Here is a 15,785-nt window from a genome sequence, read left to right as displayed (position 1 = left end):
CTAATGACGAAGAGACGTTTTTTCGGTGTCGTTTTACTATTAGGTACATTTAGTTTGTTACTGGCAGCATGTGGTGAAAAATCACAGGAAGATGTTGTTGAGAAGTTGCAGGAGACAGTTGCAGACCTAGATGGTTATAAAGCGACTGCGAATATGACGATGAATACAAGTGATGAGGAGCAAAATTTTTTAATTGATGTATGGTTCCAAGCGGAGGAGCAATATCGCGTAAAACTTGAAAATGAGTCGGAGCAAAATGAAAGTCAAATCATTTTAAAAAATACGGACGGGGTCTTTGTATTGACGCCAGCTTTGGAGAAAAGTTTTAAATTTCAATCGGAGTGGCCAGAAAATAGCAGTCAGCCGTATTTATTTCAATCGCTGGTAAATGATGTGATTCAAGATCCAGAATCACAATTTGAAACGACAGAAGATCATTATATTTTCCGAACAAAAACAAACTATCAAAATAACAACAATCTGCCGGCTCAAGAGATATATTTTGATAAGTCCAGCTATACTCCTGTGATGGTTAACGTTTTAAATCAAGATGGAGAAACCTTAGTGAGTGTAGCTTTCCAAAGCTTTGAATTAGATGCTACTTTCAAAGAAGATGATTTTTCGATGGAGAAAAATATGAAACAAGAAGCAGATGGTGAAGCCGCAAACTTAGAAGAAGAAGGTGAAACAGCAGAAGCAGCAGCTCAGGAAATCCGTACATTATATCCTACGTTTACAGCTGGAGCAGAGATTGCCGAAAAGAAAGAAGTTCCTTTGGAGGATGGAGAACGAATAATTACAACCTTTGAAGGAGAGAAAAACTTTACACTTGTCCAGAAAATAAAAGAAACTGCACCAGTTAGTACAGCGCCGCAAGAAGTAGATGGAGATATTGTGAATCTTGGTGTTACAGTGGGGGCCTTAGAAGGTAACGCATTAAAATGGAGTTATCAGGGTGTTGATTATCAACTAGCAAGTACGGAACTGACAAAAGAAGAAATGATTGAAATAGCACAATCTGTTCAAGGACAATCCATAAAATGATAATTGTATTCATTAGCAGGTTTCGTATAAACGAGCCTGCTTTTTTATAGCTTATTACGGTTAACGAGGTATGATTTTTATATATTGGCATATAATTAACAGACAGGGAATTTTTTCGTATTAGTGCGTGTTCAAAAAGTAATCAAATTAGAAGCAAGAAGGTCAAGGCGACGTGGCTTTTACGAACGGAGCGTATGCTTTTAAATACGTGAGTAACGCTTTTGGTGGGGCGAGTAATCGCAGCCCCATCGGAAAAGAAACGTCAACGCAGAAATTCGCCGCTTATCATTGGGGGACTTTTTGAACGTCCTCAATAGAGAACAATTATCTTTGTTGGAGATACTCTCAAACAGAATGAAACTGCAAGGCTTACTGATTCCGTCGAAAATATGGAGGTTGTGGTAAATAATCAAGGAAGAAAATTGATTTTTTCTGATTTCTATCCTAATAGTGATAGATCCATTTTTTAAACCTCAATTAATATAAATACCACAAAAATTAAGGTTTAAAACGACAAATTTACATGATTTTTTTACAAATTCGCCATAACCCCTTTGCAAAAGTGTGCTCATAATGCTATTATGATATTAAATTTAATAATGAACGTTAACTTGTTGGCGGGGGTGCTTGGTTTTGGCTGAAAAGAAAGAAGAAATCTTGGTGAAAATACCGAAAAACTTATTGAGTGAGGTGGATGGGTTAATGAAATATGAGAATAGCTCTGACTTAAGTGAATTTATATGTGAAGCAACTCAGATTTATTTAAACCATAAAAAAGAAGAACACCTCCAACGTTTTCATGAATCTATGCAACGTGGGTATGAGGAAATGGCACGTATTAATTTAACGATTGCTTCAGAGGCTTTTCAAGCTGAAGAGGAGGCTGAAACAACTCTAGAGCGCTCTGTGATCGGGGTGTAACATTTGATCGTTCAAAGAGGCGAGGTTTATTTTGCTGACTTATCCCCTGTGGTCGGCTCGGAACAGGGTGGTGTGAGGCCAGTTCTCATCCTTCAAAATGATATTGGTAATCGATTTAGCCCCACTGTTATTGTGGCGGCTATTACTGCTCAAATTCAAAAGGCTAAATTACCAACTCATGTGGAGATTAATGCAAAACGGTATGGATTTGATCGGAATTCAGTCATTCTGTTAGAACAAATTCGAACACTAGATAAGCAGCGATTAACTGACAAAATTACAAAGCTGGATAAAGAAATGATGGAAAAAATTAATCAAGCATTAGAAATAAGCCTTGGCTTAAGAGATGTATACAGTAATAATTAATTTAAAAATAAATATATGTAAAAGACGGTTCTTTCATAGGAAAGCCGTTTTTTTTATGGATCAAAAACGGAGGTAATCACAATCCCGGAACACTTTCAGACCTTCGCCAACTGGTCCTTTTTACTCTACTTTTCGAACACGTACTTATAGTAAAATAAAAAATGGAGGGTGATAGTTGTGGATACGATAATTTTTGATATGGATGATACGTTATATGACCAGGCGGAGACATTTAGAAGAACATGTAAAAAAATGCTAGATGTATCTTTAACTGAACAAGAACTAAATAATCTTTATTTGATAAGTCGAAAGCATAGTGATGCATTATTTGACGATCAAGTAGCTGGAAGAATATCAATCGAAGAAATGCATATTCGGCGGATAAAAGATGCTTGTGCGGAGATTGGTATAGAGATAACAGCAGAACAAGCGCTGGAATTTCAGAGATTCTATGTTCAAGAGCAAGGAAAGATTGAGTTGTTTGATGAAGTAATTGAATTACTAGATTGTCTCGTGGCAAATAAAAAGCAGCTAGCAGTTTTGACAAATGGTCCGGAAGGGCATCAAGCCATGAAAATAGACCAACTAAAATTAAAAAAGTGGATTCCGGATGATCATTTATTTATTTCGGGAACCATTGGGCATGCAAAACCTGCTAAAGAAGCGTTTTGTTTTATAGAGAAAAAACTCGACTTATCGAAGGAAAACACCGTTTATATTGGAGATTCATTTGCAAATGACGTCGTTGGAGCAAAACAAGTCGGTTGGCGAACAGTTTGGATGAATCATCGTAAACGAGCAATGCCAGAATCTCCTGTCAAACCTGATAAGGTGGTATACAGTGCGAAAGAATTATTAGACCTTTTCTTAGAAATGTAAAGAATTTCATGTTTTTAGGTTTTCTTTATAAGGATTCCGGGTAGAAATTGTAGAGCCATGCGAGAATTATTCTCTATATGTTACAATGAAGGAAATAAGTGTGAAACCTTTTTAACTGTACTGGCGGATGTAATTTTTAAAGCTAGAGTAATATAAAAAAAGAATGATAGAAAAGAAAACATGTGGAGGTAGCCAATTATGGAAGAACGATTTAAAGCGTTAATTATTGATAATAGCGATTCTATTGTTAATAAATGGATGGAAGAGGTGGACCGATTAAAATCAAATAATTATACAGCAAGTATATCGGATGAACTTTATGAAAATACGAACCGAGAATTTGTGAATGTTATTTTTACAAGTATTCAAGATCAGGGATTGTCAAAAGTAGTCGAGGAATTTACAGAGAAAATTATTAATCTAGGCTGGCCGCTTAGTTATATTACAGATGGATTACAGGTCTTTCGCCGTGTGACGATTGATTATTTATTGAGTCAGACAGAAAAAGTAGATTCAAATCATTTTTCTAATGTGCTGTCGAGTGTAGATGACTGGGTAGAACCATTGATCCGTCAGCTTGTTAATGAATACTCGGGCAGTTGGGAAAACATATTATCCTTACAACGTGTTGCACTCCAAGAATTATCTGCGCCTTTAATTCCTGTTACAGACGGGATTACGGTAATGCCGCTTATCGGTACGATAGATACAGATAGAGCGAAATTGATTATGGAAAATCTACTGGAAGGAACGATTAAGCATAATTCAGAAGTTGTATTAATTGATATTACGGGTGTTCCGGTAGTAGATACCATGGTTGCCCATCATATTATTCAAGCAGCTGAAGCAGTAAGGTTAATCGGTTCTACTTGTATTCTTGTCGGAATCCGCCCTGAGATTGCACAAACGATTATAAATATTGGTATTGATTTAAGTAAATTCCCAACAAGAAGTACGCTGAAAAAAGGATTTACAAAAGCGCTTGAGATTACCGGCAGAGAATTAGTTGATATGTCATCTAAGAATCAGGACATTGACGAGATTATGCGTTTACTTAAAGGAGACTAGATTCATATGCGAATACCTATTTTAAAGCTACATAATTATCTGCTTATTTCTATTCAGACAGAAATAGACGATAAAACAGCGATTCAATTTCAAGAAGATTTATTAGCAAAAATTCATAAAACAGGTGCATCAGGCGTCGTTATTGACTTGACTTCTGTTGATATTATTGATTCTTTTATTGCAAAAGTATTAGGTGATGTTGTTTCCATGTCAGATTTGATGGGGGCTCGGGTTGTATTAACGGGTATTCAGCCTGCTGTTGCGATGACGTTAATTGATTTAGGGATCCACTTGCAAAATGTCCCAACAGCTTTGAACCTAGAGCAGGGATTAATGAAATTGCATCAGGAATTGGGAGGTTAGCCTATGGACCCAAGATCCTGTGTCAACATTCAAAAAGAGTGGGATATTGTAGGAGCGAGACAGCTTGGTCGAGAAATGGCGAAAGAAATCGGTTTTGGAACGGTCGATCAGGCGAGGATTGCTACAGCGATATCTGAGTTAGCTCGTAATATTTATTTATACGCAGACCACGGACAAATTTGTTTTGAGTATATTAATACAAAGAGTAAAAAAGGAATTTTGATGACTGCTGTAGATGTTGGTCCAGGAATCAAAGATGTGAGCCGCGTCATGCAAGATGGTTATACTACCTCTGGAGGACTTGGAGCTGGCTTACCTGGAGTGAAACGTTTAATGGATGATTTTGATATCGAATCCACAGTAGGAGAAGGCACTAAAATTAAGGCGATTAAATGGGTGAAATAGTATACCCTTTAGCTTCAGTGGCTTTCCTTGTTTTCTACTAGATAATAAGCGCGCAGCCGGTACGTTAGATCCATTTATGGCATAACTGCAAGGCTAGAGAAATTATGTTCTGGAGCTATATGCACTCTTGTTCTTTTCATAAATCTCTGAGGAAACGGAGAAAGAGCAATAGGTTCTTTGGAATATAGGGGGAGTTTACGGAGTGGAAGAGACAATAAAAAAAAGCAGTAAAAAATATAAAGAGCTGTTAAGGAAATACATTGACACTCAAGACGAGAAAGCACTATATGACCTTGAATTAATTAGTAAGGCTTTTATCAGAAAGAAAATTTTACCTGAGGAATTAATTAATTTGCATATTCAAGCGATGGAGAATATTTATCCCCAATTGTTGAGCGAATATAAGCTTTCGATGGAATTCTTGCTGGAAGCAGCCGTTTTCTATGGCTTAGCTTTGCAAGAGGTTGATTATTTAAGACAGGAGAAAAATGTTCTGACGTCTGAAATCTCTGTTGCTGCAAATATGCAGAAAACACTATTGGGAACAGAGAAGCCAGAAGGTAGCGGGTTAGATATAGGAGTCGTTAGTGTTCCTGCCCATCAAATGAATGGAGACTATCATCATTTTACAAAAGGAAGCAATGGAACGATTGGTATCGCCATTGCTGACGTCATTGGGAAGGGAATCCCTGCGGCATTGTGCATGTCTATGATTAAGTACACGATGGATAGTTATCCAGAAGCTACCATGTCACCAAACAAAGTTTTAGAGAACTTAAACCGCGTTGTAGAGAGAAATATTGATTCTAGTATGTTTATTACAATGTGTTATGCACACTATCATCCAAAGGAAAGTAAATTAAGACTATCTTCCGCAGGGCATGAACCAGGATACATTTATCGTGCAGAAACGGGAGAATTCGAGGAAATTCGTACAAAAGGTATTGTTCTTGGTGTGATGCCAGATGCCCAGTATCGGGAATATGAATTAATGATTGATAAGGATGATTTGATTATTTTCCTGACAGATGGTGTTTCTGAGTGCAGGGATGGGGATCGTTTTATTGAAACAGAAGAACTCTTAGAAGTTATTCGGAAATATATTGATTTGCCTGCTCAAGAGTTAGTAGAGAGCGTATATCGGTATTTTGAGAGACTTCAGGATTTTCAATTACGAGATGATTTTACATTAATTGTTTTACGCAAAGATGTTTAAAGAAAAGAATACAGGGTAAAGTATATTAGTCTGCTATATTGCTAAACTTTTGGACAAGCTTTAAAATGAATTTTTATGTAGCAGGTTAGCAAGTCTAATTACTTTCTTGCTGAATAAGTGCCACGAAGGCATCCGCTTAATGGCTTGGCGGATGCCAAGTTTTCTTTCGTATATACAATGTAACTTCCTTTAAGGAGTTTTGCGGAAGGTTAAATCTCCGTGATAAAGTGAAATAAAAATGAAATTAGATTATAGTGTCATCTATTTTGTAGCTTGATGACAGGAGGGGGTCATTATGGATTTATCTATAAGTATGAACGAAAATCGTAATGTGAAAGTGTTAGAAGTAAGTGGAGAAATTGATGCATTTACAGCACCTGATCTGAAAGAATCTTTAATGCCTTTGGTTAAAGAAAGTGACAATCAAATTGTGGTAGATTTAGAGGATGTACAGTATATGGATAGTACCGGCTTAGGTGTGTTTGTCAGTGCTTTGAAAACTTCTAAAGAAAATGGAAGCCATTTTACTTTAAAAAATGTTCAAGAGCGTGTTCTACGTATTTTTGAGATTACTGGTCTTGACGAAATTATAGACATAAAAGCGGCGATTCGAGGTGGCAATGAGTGATGGAAGCATTTGATTATATAGAAATGAAAGTTCCGGCCAAAGCTGATTATATAGGAGTGACGCGCTTAACGCTATCAGGTATTGCTAGCCGGATGGGATTTTCCTACGATGCAATTGAAGATTTGAAAGTTGCTATATCTGAAGCTGTTACAAATGCAGTGGAGCATGCTTATGAAGAAAATGAATCGGGCGAAATCACGGTTGGCTTCGGCTTGTATGAAGATAGAGTAGAAATAATCGTAGCTGATCGTGGAGGAAGCTTTAATTTAGAAGAAGTAAAAAATGAAACTGGGCCATATAGCTCCGACGAACCAGTAGAGAAAATTCGTGAAGGAGGCTTTGGCTTATTCCTCATTGAAGCACTAATGGACGAAGTGAAAATTAATAATAAATACGGTGTAATGGTCATTATGACTAAATACAATCGAGAAGAAGAGGTGGACATGGATGACGACCAAATCTCAACCATTCAATAAAGGGGGAGATGAGGTTTACCAATGGATAAGCAATCTTCAGGAAGATCCAACAAACCAAGAGCTTCAGGAAAAGATTGTATTAACCTACCAGAACCTTGTCGGATCAATTGCTCGAAAGTATTCTAAAAATGGTGCCATTCATGAAGATCTTGTACAAGTTGGCATGATTGGTTTACTAGGAGCGATTAAGAGGTACGATCCATCTTATGGTAAGTCGTTTGAATCATTCGCAGTCCCAACAATAATTGGTGAAATAAAGCGATTCATACGGGATAAAACATGGAGCGTCCATGTCCCCCGACGTATTAAAGAATTGGGACCAAAAATTCGAAAAAGTGCTGATGAACTAACGACGAAAAATCAAAGATCTCCTACAATTAAAGAAATTGCAGAACATATCGGTGTACCAGAAGAAGACGTCCTAGAGACAATGGAAATGAGTAAAAGCTATAAGGCTCTGTCTGTCGATCATAAAATTGAAGCAGATTCAGATGGCAGTACAGTAGCTATTTTAGATTTGATTGGTAATGAGGATGACGACATTAAGAACCTTGAACAAAAAATGATGCTTGAAAAAATACTCCCAGTCCTATCAGAGCGTGAACAATTAATTCTTGACTGTACTTATTTTAAAAATATGAGCCAGAAAGAAACTGGAGAAAAATTAGGTATCTCGCAAATGCATGTTTCTAGGCTGCAACGAAGAGCTCTCCGAAAACTGCGAGAAACGATGCAATCGGAAAGTGCAGAGGTATTCGATTGAATTCCGGCAAGTATGTAGATGTTTCCGTTTTTCAAAAATCAAAAAAAGGTAACCATTTATGCGGAGATAGTTACTTTTTTATCGAAGAAGAGCAGATGTTTTTAGCAGTACTTGCGGATGGTCTCGGAAGCGGGGAAATTGCAAAAGAGTCTTCCCAAATCGTTGTAGACATTGTAGAGCAGCATACGGATAAAACAGTGGAGGAAATCGTTAAAATATGTAACAAGCAATTAATTGGAATGCGCGGGGCGGTTATAGGCATTTTGAAGCTAGACTTCATGGATCAAACTTTTACATTTTCTACAATTGGAAATATAGGAATCATTGTTTTGGAAAATGGAGTTCCTAAAAAAAGGAATATTCCAAGCTCTGGATATTTGGGTTCTCTATATCGAAGTGTGAAAGTAATGACGCAAAAATTAACCAAAGGAACAAATTTTATTATGTTTTCCGATGGAGTTATGGATAAAGAACTATCGAAGTATTTCTTCAAAGATGATAATGTAGAGAGAATTACGGAAACTTATGCGCAGTATAGTGATCGTACAAGGCATGATGATACCACGTTAATGGCAATTAGATATAGAGGAGAAAAAGGTTGATTTGTATGAAAATGGCATGAACATTGGTTCAGCTGTTATTGATTACAAATCAACCTTTTTTTGTGTAATCGTACTTATGCCCGTGGGGCAAGTGTCTGCATTCTTAAACAGGAGTTCTGTGCTTTTGGGCCAAGCATTCCTGCATGTAATTTGATACAATAAGGAGTAGAGTAAGGAGGAGAATTCGTCGTGAGTTTAGATGAAAAATTAATTGCAATCGTATCAAAAGACACCAAAGTACAGGACAAAATAGTATCTAAAGTAATTTCTCTTTTAGATGAAGGTAACACCGTTCCATTTATTGCAAGGTATCGGAAAGAGGCAACAGGTGGACTGGATGAAGTGAAAATAAAAGAAATCCAGGATAGATGGACATACGTGCTTCACTTATCTGAACGAAAACAAGAAGTAATTCGTATTATTGATGAACAAGGTAAATTAACAGATGAATTAAGAAATGACATTGAAAAAGCGACGCAGCTTCAAAAAGTAGAAGATCTGTATCGTCCTTATAAACAAAAACGTCGAACAAGAGCGACAATTGCGAAGGAAAAAGGGCTAGAGCCACTGGCGCAACTTATTTGGAAGCAAAGTGAACCAGTTGATTTAGAACAAGCAGCGGCACAATATTTCTCTGAAGAACACGAATTAAACACAGTAGAAGAAGTGCTTCAGGGAGTAAATGATATTCTTGCAGAGTGGATTTCAGATGATCCAGGTTATCGCGAGTTTATTCGGGATGCAACGATGAAGCAGGGGATCATTCGATCACAGGATAAGAAGAAAGAAAACGATGAAAAGCAAATTTTCGAAATGTATTATGAATATAGTGAATCGATTCGTTCGCTTGTCTCTCACCGCATTCTTGCGCTTAACCGTGGTGAAAAAGAAGGGGTTTTAAAAGTACAAATAGAGCCCCCAGTGGATAAAATACAATCCTATTTAGAAAAAAGAGTTATCAAGAAAGCATGTCCACAAAATATCAAGGAATTGTTAACCGAAGCAGTGGAAGATAGTTATAAACGGTTAATTGAACCATCGATTGAAAGAGAAATACGGACTGCTCTTACAGAAAAAGCAGAGGCACAGGCAATTGATGTTTTCTCTGTTAACTTACGAAATTTATTGCTTCAGCCGCCATTAAAGGGGAAGGTTATTCTGGGTGTGGATCCTGCATTCCGTACAGGTTGTAAGCTAGCTGTTGTTGATGAGACTGGAAAACTCCATCAAATAAGTGTCATTTACCCGACCGCGCCAAAGAAAGATGTGAAAGGTGCAGAGAAAGTTGTTATTAGCTTAATGAACAAATTTAATATTGAACTGATTGCAATTGGAAATGGGACAGCATCTAGAGAAACGGAACAATTTATTTCAGATGTTTTAACAAATAATAAGCTCGATATTCCATATATTATCGTGAATGAAGCAGGAGCAAGTGTTTACTCTGCTTCCCCCTTAGCAAGGGAAGAGTTTCCTGATTTACAAGTAGAAGAAAGAAGTGCTGTTTCCATCGCAAGAAGAGTACAGGATCCACTGGCGGAACTTGTGAAAATTGATCCGAAATCCATTGGCGTTGGTCAATATCAGCATGATGTCAGTCAAAAAGAGTTATCCAATTCATTAACTTTTGTTGTTGAAACAGCTGTTAACCAGGTTGGTGTAAATGTAAATACCGCCTCTTCTTCCCTTTTGCAATATGTATCTGGTTTAAGTAAAACAGTTGCCAACAACGTGATTAAGCGTCGGGAAGAAGAAGGGAAATTTACGAATCGGAAGCAGTTAAAGAAGATTCCTCGACTTGGTGCAAAAACCTATGAGCAAGCTATTGGATTTTTAAGAATTGTGGATGGGGATACGCCGCTTGATCGCACACCAATCCATCCAGAAAGCTATCCACATGTAAAAGCTTTACTTGAAAAGTTTGGGTTTGATGAGCAAGATTTAGGTACAGAACCGCTAAAGCAAAAAATTGAAACAATAGATAAACAAGCAGTAGCTGAAGAGTTAGAGATCGGTTTGCCAACCTTAGAAGATATTTTAGAGGCATTGAGTAAACCGGAGCGTGACTTACGTGATGATTTCCCGCAGCCACTTCTAAAACAAAATGTAATGAATATGGAAGATTTAAAACCTGGTATGGAACTTCAAGGAACCGTTCGTAATGTGGTCGATTTCGGTGTTTTTGTCGATATAGGTGTCAAACAAGATGGACTTGTCCACATTTCCAAAATGTCGAAGCAGTTCGTTAAGCATCCGATGGATATCTCTTCGGTCGGTGACGTGGTTACTGTCTGGGTAGATGATGTAAATGTGCAAAAAGGAAGAATCGCACTTTCTATGGTTCAGTAAAAATAATAATAAATAAGAAAAAGGAACTTCTAAACTGGGAAGTTCCTTTTTCTATATAGATATAAAAAGAAGATCTCCCCTTATACTGCTATAAGGGGAGACCTTCTTTATGATGAACTGTTATTGCTTAACAGTTGTTTCGTTTGCAGCTTCGATTTCATCAAGAGAAATACCCATTGCTGCTGCCACGCCTTTACCGTAATCTGGGTCAGCTTTGTAGCAATTGTTGATATGACGAAGTTTCACTGTTTTGGAAACTGGAGCCATATCATTTGCTGTGTTTTGGAAAAGCAACTCTTTCTGTTTATCAGACATTAAGCGGAATAGCTTACCAGGTTGTTCGTAGTAAAGACTATCATCCTCATCAAAGTCATAATAATCAACATCAGCACCTAGCTGTAATGCAGGCTCTTGATGCTCTTTGCTATCTTCCCACTCGCCGTATTGGTTCGGGCTATAGCTAACTTGTCCACCTGTGTAAGGGATAACGCGCATTGCTCCGTCACGATGGTATGGATGGAAGTTTTTCGCGTTTTTCGGATAGTTAACAGGGATTTGCCAATGGTTAACACCTAGACGATAACGCTGTGCATCCCCATAAGAGAATAGACGACCTTGTAACATTTTATCTGGAGAGAAACCAATTCCAGGAACGATGTTAGTTGGAGCGAATGCTGCCTGTTCTACCTCTTCATGATAGTTTTCAGGGTTTTTATTAAGCTCTAATTCACCAACTTCAATAAGCGGGAATTGATCTTTATACCATACTTTTGTTAAGTCAAATGGGTTGTAAGGCATGTTTTTAGCTTCTTCTTCTGTCATCACTTGAATGTACATTTTCCATTTAGGGAAATTGCCTGATTCAATGGCTTCATATAGATCACGTTGATGACTATCTCGATCTGAGCCGACAATTTTTTCAGCTTCTTCATTTGTAAGGTTTTGAATTCCTTGTTCCGTTTTGAAATGGAATTTTACCCACACGCGTTCGTTGTCTGCGTTATATAAGCTGTACGCATGACTACCGAATAGATGCATATGACGGTATGTTTTTGGAATCCCGCGGTCTGACATAACAACGGTAACTTGGTGAAGTGCTTCTGGTAAGTTAGTCCAGAAATCCCAATTTGCTTCAGGGCTGTGCATGTTTGTTTTTGGATCACGTTTTACAACATGGTTTAAGTCAGGGAAGCGTTTTGGATCCCTCATGAAGAATACAGGAGTATTATTACCAACTAAATCCCAGTTACCTTCTTCTGTATAGAATTTCATCGCTGTTCCGCGAATATCACGTTCAGCATCAGCTGCACCGCGTTCTCCAGCTACTGTAGAAAAACGAATAAACATGTCTGTTTTCTTCCCGACTTCAGAGAAGATTTTTGCTTTTGTATATTTCGTAATATCATTTGTAATGGTTAATGTTCCATAAGCTCCAGAACCTTTTGCATGCATGCGGCGTTCAGGAATTACTTCACGGTCAAAATGTGCAAGTTTTTCAAGGAACCAAAAGTCTTCCATTAAAAGTGGTCCGCGTTTACCAGCCGTTTTGACATCATCATCATTTGGAACAGGAGCACCAAATGCAGTAGTCATTTTTCTTTTATCGCTCATATATTGTTTACCCCCTAAATATATTAAATACAATCATTATAATAACATAATAAATAGTAGATTGCTATTTTTATTGTGTGTTATTTATATGACATTTCTTTGAAACAGATTAAAAGGCTATAATAGCCGTAATAATAGTATTTATAAGCAATAAATAAAAGTGCATTATCCTCTTTTATAAGGAAATGTATTCCTATATTAACTATTCTATGTATTATCAATTAGATAATTTAAATGAGAATTTGAATTTTAGTATGGTTCCTATTAAAATAGAATAAAGTTCTCCTGAGTTAACTATTCTTTTTTTGCTGGGAGCAATAACCCGAAAAGGAAAAAGTGATTTTGAGTGTAATGCGAGATACAAGAAGTAAGCCTTTTTAAACACACAAGGGAGTTATATTTTTATTTTCTTTGAGGTGATATATATGAACCCAATGCTCGAAAAAGATTTGTATCAATTAGTAAATCAGTTGTCAGAGACTTATTTCAATAAGCCATTTATTGATAAAGTTTGTTTTAATTCTCGTTTGCGGACAACTGGCGGAAGATACATTCCTAGTAAACGTTTAATTGAACTCAATCCGAAATATGCTTTGGAATTTGAAAAGGAAGAGCTGATCGGAATCATTAAACATGAACTCTGTCATTACCACTTGCATATTGAAGGGAAAGGATACCAGCACCGGGATAAAGATTTTAGAGAGCTGTTAGCGAAAACAGGATCCCCACGTCATTGTAAACCACTTCCTTCACAACAGAAACGGTATCGCTATACCTATGAATGTCAAAAGTGTAAAACTGTCTACAAACGAATGAGAAGGGTAGATATAACCAGGTATCGATGCGGGAAGTGCAAAGGAAAGTTAAGACTAATTTAATTTTTTTTTGAAAAAAGTATTGACGATTAATAATATCCATGATAAATTAATGGAGTTGATACGAAATGACAGCTTTCTTAATTGAAACAGGCTTGTTGATCAACATTGTCGAATTGCTTTGAATTTTGATTGATTTTCTAAGCAGAAAAAAACTTTTTAAGAAATTTAAAAGTTTTTGTTGACAAAAAACAAGATATATTGTATGATGATTCTTGTTGTTGCGTAATCAATATATTACATAGAAAGTAACTGATTACTTTTTTATTCCACAGTAGCTCAGTGGTAGAGCAATCGGCTGTTAACCGATCGGTCGTAGGTTCGAATCCTACCTGTGGAGCCATTATTGGAGAAGTACTCAAGTGGCTGAAGAGGCGCCCCTGCTAAGGGTGTAGGTCGTGTAAGCGGCGCGAGGGTTCAAATCCCTCCTTCTCCGCCATTTTTATTTACATAATGGCCCGTTGGTCAAGCGGTTAAGACACCGCCCTTTCACGGCGGTAACACGGGTTCGAATCCCGTACGGGTCATCTTCCTTTGAAAATTAAAATAAATAATTGGTCCGGTAGTTCAGCTGGTTAGAATGCCTGCCTGTCACGCAGGAGGTCGCGGGTTCGAGTCCCGTCCGGACCGCCATTATAGTTGGGCCATAGCCAAGCGGTAAGGCATCGGGTTTTGATCCCGTGTACCCCAGGTTCGAATCCTGGTGGCCCAGCCATTTTTCTTTTAAGAAGGATTACATGATAATACTATTAATCATAATAGTATTTTTTTATTGATAGGACATCAAAGATGGTTTATCAACTATAAGAGCCATTAGCTCAGTCGGTAGAGCATCTGACTTTTAATCAGAGGGTCGAAGGTTCGAATCCTTCATGGCTCATCATTATATTTTGCGGATGTGGCGGAATTGGCAGACGCGCTAGAATCAGGCTCTAGTGTCCATTATGGACGTGGGGGTTCAGTCCCTTTATCCGCACCATTTAGCATTATAGCACGCGGTCGTGGCGGAATGGCAGACGCGCCAGGTTGAGGGCCTGGTGGGTGAATAACCCGTGTGGGTTCAAATCCCACCGACCGCATCATATGTAAAAACCACTCATATCAAGGGTTACAGACCTTTGATATTTTTTTATGCGCTTATTCTATTATAAGAGCCGAGCGACCTTAGAAGAAGTATTGCACGGCTTTGTTATGTAATTTACTTACTATATTTATTGCTTTTGGTTGTTGAATAAAGTTTTTAATATAATTACTAGAAGAAATAAAATGGTTAAATTTAAAGCACTTTGTAAGTCATCCAATATGTTTGCTAAATTAGGAACAATATATATTAAAGCGACAGCTGCAAACATGCAGAAGAAAACAGTCAAATACATCTTTCATAATTTTATAGACTCCTTTTTTAATTTAAGCTGATTCACTTCATGTTGCAATATTACACATATATTTAAATAAATTGCAATGTTAAATTTGAGAGGAATTTACTTTAAGAAAAAAACAATTATCGGTTACTAGTACTATGCTACCGTTTCGTATTGTGAGGGTTAGATGTTTAATTAAAATATTAAAGAAATCATTTTACAATAGACTTCGTGGAGAACAGGAACAAGTAAATTTTAAATAGTCTTAATTAACTAGAGGGTATCATGTTCAATGTATGAGCATGGTATCCTCATTTTTTGTTTAAATGGGTATTCAGTTTATTGTTTCGAATAAAATTTCGCTGTGTATGTTAAAATAGATTAAGAGATTAACTAAACAGAGTTTTCGTTCAATTAACGGACCTATGGAATATATATAGAAGTAGGAGGGGACGAAATGAATGCATTAATGTTAGAAGGATGGACACCTATATTGCTTATGGGGATTGCTGCTGCTATTATCCTCTTTTTTATATCCCGTAAAGTTTCAAAAAAAGCTTTGTTATTAATCTCTACTGTATTAAGTTTAATCTGTATTGGAATAATTATTTACAGTAAAGAAGTCGTTCGCGGCTGGGATGGTGTGGGAATATTATTTGTTACGATTACTGTTTTTTTGGGAATATGGATAGGTACTCTAATTGGAACTGTTAGTAAGAAAAAAGGACTTAGACTATAAACACGATTCAACAATCCGGCTAGCTAATTAGATATCACACTTTGTGAAAATAACAGAGACTTGAATAATTGTTATTAGGTTAATGTAGCACTAATGTAATAGTAGTTTTTTTATTAAAG

Annotated in this window: 16 protein-coding genes and 8 tRNA genes; 23 read left to right on the top strand and 1 reads right to left on the bottom strand. The window is 37.0% G+C overall.

Going from position 1 to position 15,785, the window contains the following annotated elements:
• The first annotated feature begins 3 nt into the window (after positions 1 to 3).
• The 13 genes from KI343_RS14395 to KI343_RS14335 all read left to right on the top strand — a co-directional run bounded on the left by KI343_RS14395 (position 4) and on the right by KI343_RS14335 (position 11,080).
• Positions 4 to 1,044, top strand: coding sequence for a LolA family protein (locus KI343_RS14395; RefSeq protein WP_212927115.1), 1,041 nt, complete (start codon positions 4 to 6; stop codon positions 1,042 to 1,044).
• Between the two features lie 702 nt (positions 1,045 to 1,746).
• Positions 1,747 to 1,965 (top strand): antitoxin, encoded by a 219-nt coding sequence (locus KI343_RS14390; RefSeq protein WP_374705445.1) that lies wholly within the window; start codon positions 1,747 to 1,749, stop codon positions 1,963 to 1,965.
• A gap of 3 nt (positions 1,966 to 1,968) precedes the next feature.
• Positions 1,969 to 2,331 (top strand): type II toxin-antitoxin system PemK/MazF family toxin, encoded by a 363-nt coding sequence (locus KI343_RS14385; RefSeq protein ID WP_212927113.1) that lies wholly within the window; start codon positions 1,969 to 1,971, stop codon positions 2,329 to 2,331.
• Positions 2,332 to 2,508: 177 nt separating this feature from the next.
• Entirely contained in the window at positions 2,509 to 3,210 is a 702-nt protein-coding gene (locus KI343_RS14380; RefSeq protein WP_212927112.1) for an HAD family hydrolase, read from the top strand.
• Between the two features lie 198 nt (positions 3,211 to 3,408).
• Positions 3,409 to 4,278, top strand: a complete 870-nt coding sequence (locus tag KI343_RS14375; RefSeq protein ID WP_212927111.1) for an RsbT co-antagonist protein RsbRA — start codon at positions 3,409 to 3,411, stop codon at positions 4,276 to 4,278.
• A gap of 6 nt (positions 4,279 to 4,284) precedes the next feature.
• A complete protein-coding gene (locus KI343_RS14370) occupies positions 4,285 to 4,641 on the top strand; it encodes an STAS domain-containing protein (protein ID WP_212927110.1) in 357 nt (118 codons plus the stop codon).
• A 3-nt stretch (positions 4,642 to 4,644) separates the two neighbouring features.
• The gene (locus KI343_RS14365; protein WP_212927109.1) at positions 4,645 to 5,046 is read left to right on the top strand and encodes an anti-sigma regulatory factor; all 402 of its coding nucleotides are present in this window, start codon (positions 4,645 to 4,647) and stop codon (positions 5,044 to 5,046) included.
• 202 nt (positions 5,047 to 5,248) lie between these two features.
• Entirely contained in the window at positions 5,249 to 6,262 is a 1,014-nt protein-coding gene (locus tag KI343_RS14360; protein ID WP_212927108.1) for a PP2C family protein-serine/threonine phosphatase, read from the top strand.
• 295 nt (positions 6,263 to 6,557) lie between these two features.
• Positions 6,558 to 6,890, top strand: a complete 333-nt coding sequence (locus KI343_RS14355) for an STAS domain-containing protein (RefSeq protein ID WP_212927107.1) — start codon at positions 6,558 to 6,560, stop codon at positions 6,888 to 6,890.
• Positions 6,890 to 7,366: an anti-sigma B factor RsbW gene (gene rsbW, locus KI343_RS14350; RefSeq protein WP_212927106.1), complete on the top strand. Its 477-nt coding sequence runs from the start codon at positions 6,890 to 6,892 to the stop codon at positions 7,364 to 7,366. Before KI343_RS14355 ends, rsbW begins: the two co-directional genes overlap by 1 nt.
• Positions 7,338 to 8,129: an RNA polymerase sigma factor SigB gene (sigB, locus tag KI343_RS14345; protein ID WP_212927105.1), complete on the top strand. Its 792-nt coding sequence runs from the start codon at positions 7,338 to 7,340 to the stop codon at positions 8,127 to 8,129. The genes rsbW and sigB overlap by 29 nt, the downstream gene beginning before the upstream one ends.
• Entirely contained in the window at positions 8,126 to 8,731 is a 606-nt protein-coding gene (locus tag KI343_RS14340; RefSeq protein ID WP_212927104.1) for a SpoIIE family protein phosphatase, read from the top strand. The genes sigB and KI343_RS14340 overlap by 4 nt, the downstream gene beginning before the upstream one ends.
• A gap of 189 nt (positions 8,732 to 8,920) precedes the next feature.
• Entirely contained in the window at positions 8,921 to 11,080 is a 2,160-nt protein-coding gene (locus KI343_RS14335; RefSeq protein ID WP_212927103.1) for a Tex family protein, read from the top strand.
• Between the two features lie 120 nt (positions 11,081 to 11,200).
• Here KI343_RS14335 and KI343_RS14330 read toward each other — a convergent pair whose 3' ends face one another.
• Positions 11,201 to 12,691, bottom strand: a complete 1,491-nt coding sequence (locus tag KI343_RS14330; RefSeq protein WP_212927102.1) for a catalase — start codon at positions 12,689 to 12,691, stop codon at positions 11,201 to 11,203.
• A gap of 425 nt (positions 12,692 to 13,116) precedes the next feature.
• On the opposite strand from KI343_RS14330, the gene KI343_RS14325 reads away from it, so the two are divergent.
• From KI343_RS14325 to KI343_RS14280, 10 genes are all read left to right on the top strand, one after another.
• The gene (locus tag KI343_RS14325) at positions 13,117 to 13,569 is read left to right on the top strand and encodes a SprT family protein (protein WP_212927101.1); all 453 of its coding nucleotides are present in this window, start codon (positions 13,117 to 13,119) and stop codon (positions 13,567 to 13,569) included.
• 265 nt (positions 13,570 to 13,834) lie between these two features.
• Positions 13,835 to 13,909: transfer RNA gene (locus tag KI343_RS14320), tRNA-Asn, on the top strand.
• A gap of 5 nt (positions 13,910 to 13,914) precedes the next feature.
• Positions 13,915 to 14,005 (top strand) — tRNA-Ser (locus KI343_RS14315).
• Between the two features lie 16 nt (positions 14,006 to 14,021).
• Positions 14,022 to 14,093, top strand: a tRNA-Glu gene (locus KI343_RS14310).
• Between the two features lie 29 nt (positions 14,094 to 14,122).
• Positions 14,123 to 14,199 (top strand) — tRNA-Asp (locus tag KI343_RS14305).
• Positions 14,200 to 14,206: 7 nt separating this feature from the next.
• Positions 14,207 to 14,281, top strand: a tRNA-Gln gene (locus KI343_RS14300).
• A gap of 92 nt (positions 14,282 to 14,373) precedes the next feature.
• A tRNA-Lys gene (locus KI343_RS14295) sits at positions 14,374 to 14,446 on the top strand.
• Positions 14,447 to 14,458: 12 nt separating this feature from the next.
• Positions 14,459 to 14,545 (top strand) — tRNA-Leu (locus KI343_RS14290).
• 16 nt (positions 14,546 to 14,561) lie between these two features.
• Positions 14,562 to 14,645, top strand: a tRNA-Leu gene (locus tag KI343_RS14285).
• 739 nt (positions 14,646 to 15,384) lie between these two features.
• Positions 15,385 to 15,666, top strand: a complete 282-nt coding sequence (locus tag KI343_RS14280) for a YesK family protein (RefSeq protein WP_212927100.1) — start codon at positions 15,385 to 15,387, stop codon at positions 15,664 to 15,666.
• Positions 15,667 to 15,785: the final 119 nt, after the last annotated feature.

The organism is Oceanobacillus sp. J11TS1 (genome assembly GCF_018333215.1).
Taxonomy (GTDB): Bacteria; Bacillota; Bacilli; order Bacillales; family Amphibacillaceae; genus Oceanobacillus.
This window is presented reverse-complemented; position numbering and strand designations above follow the sequence as displayed.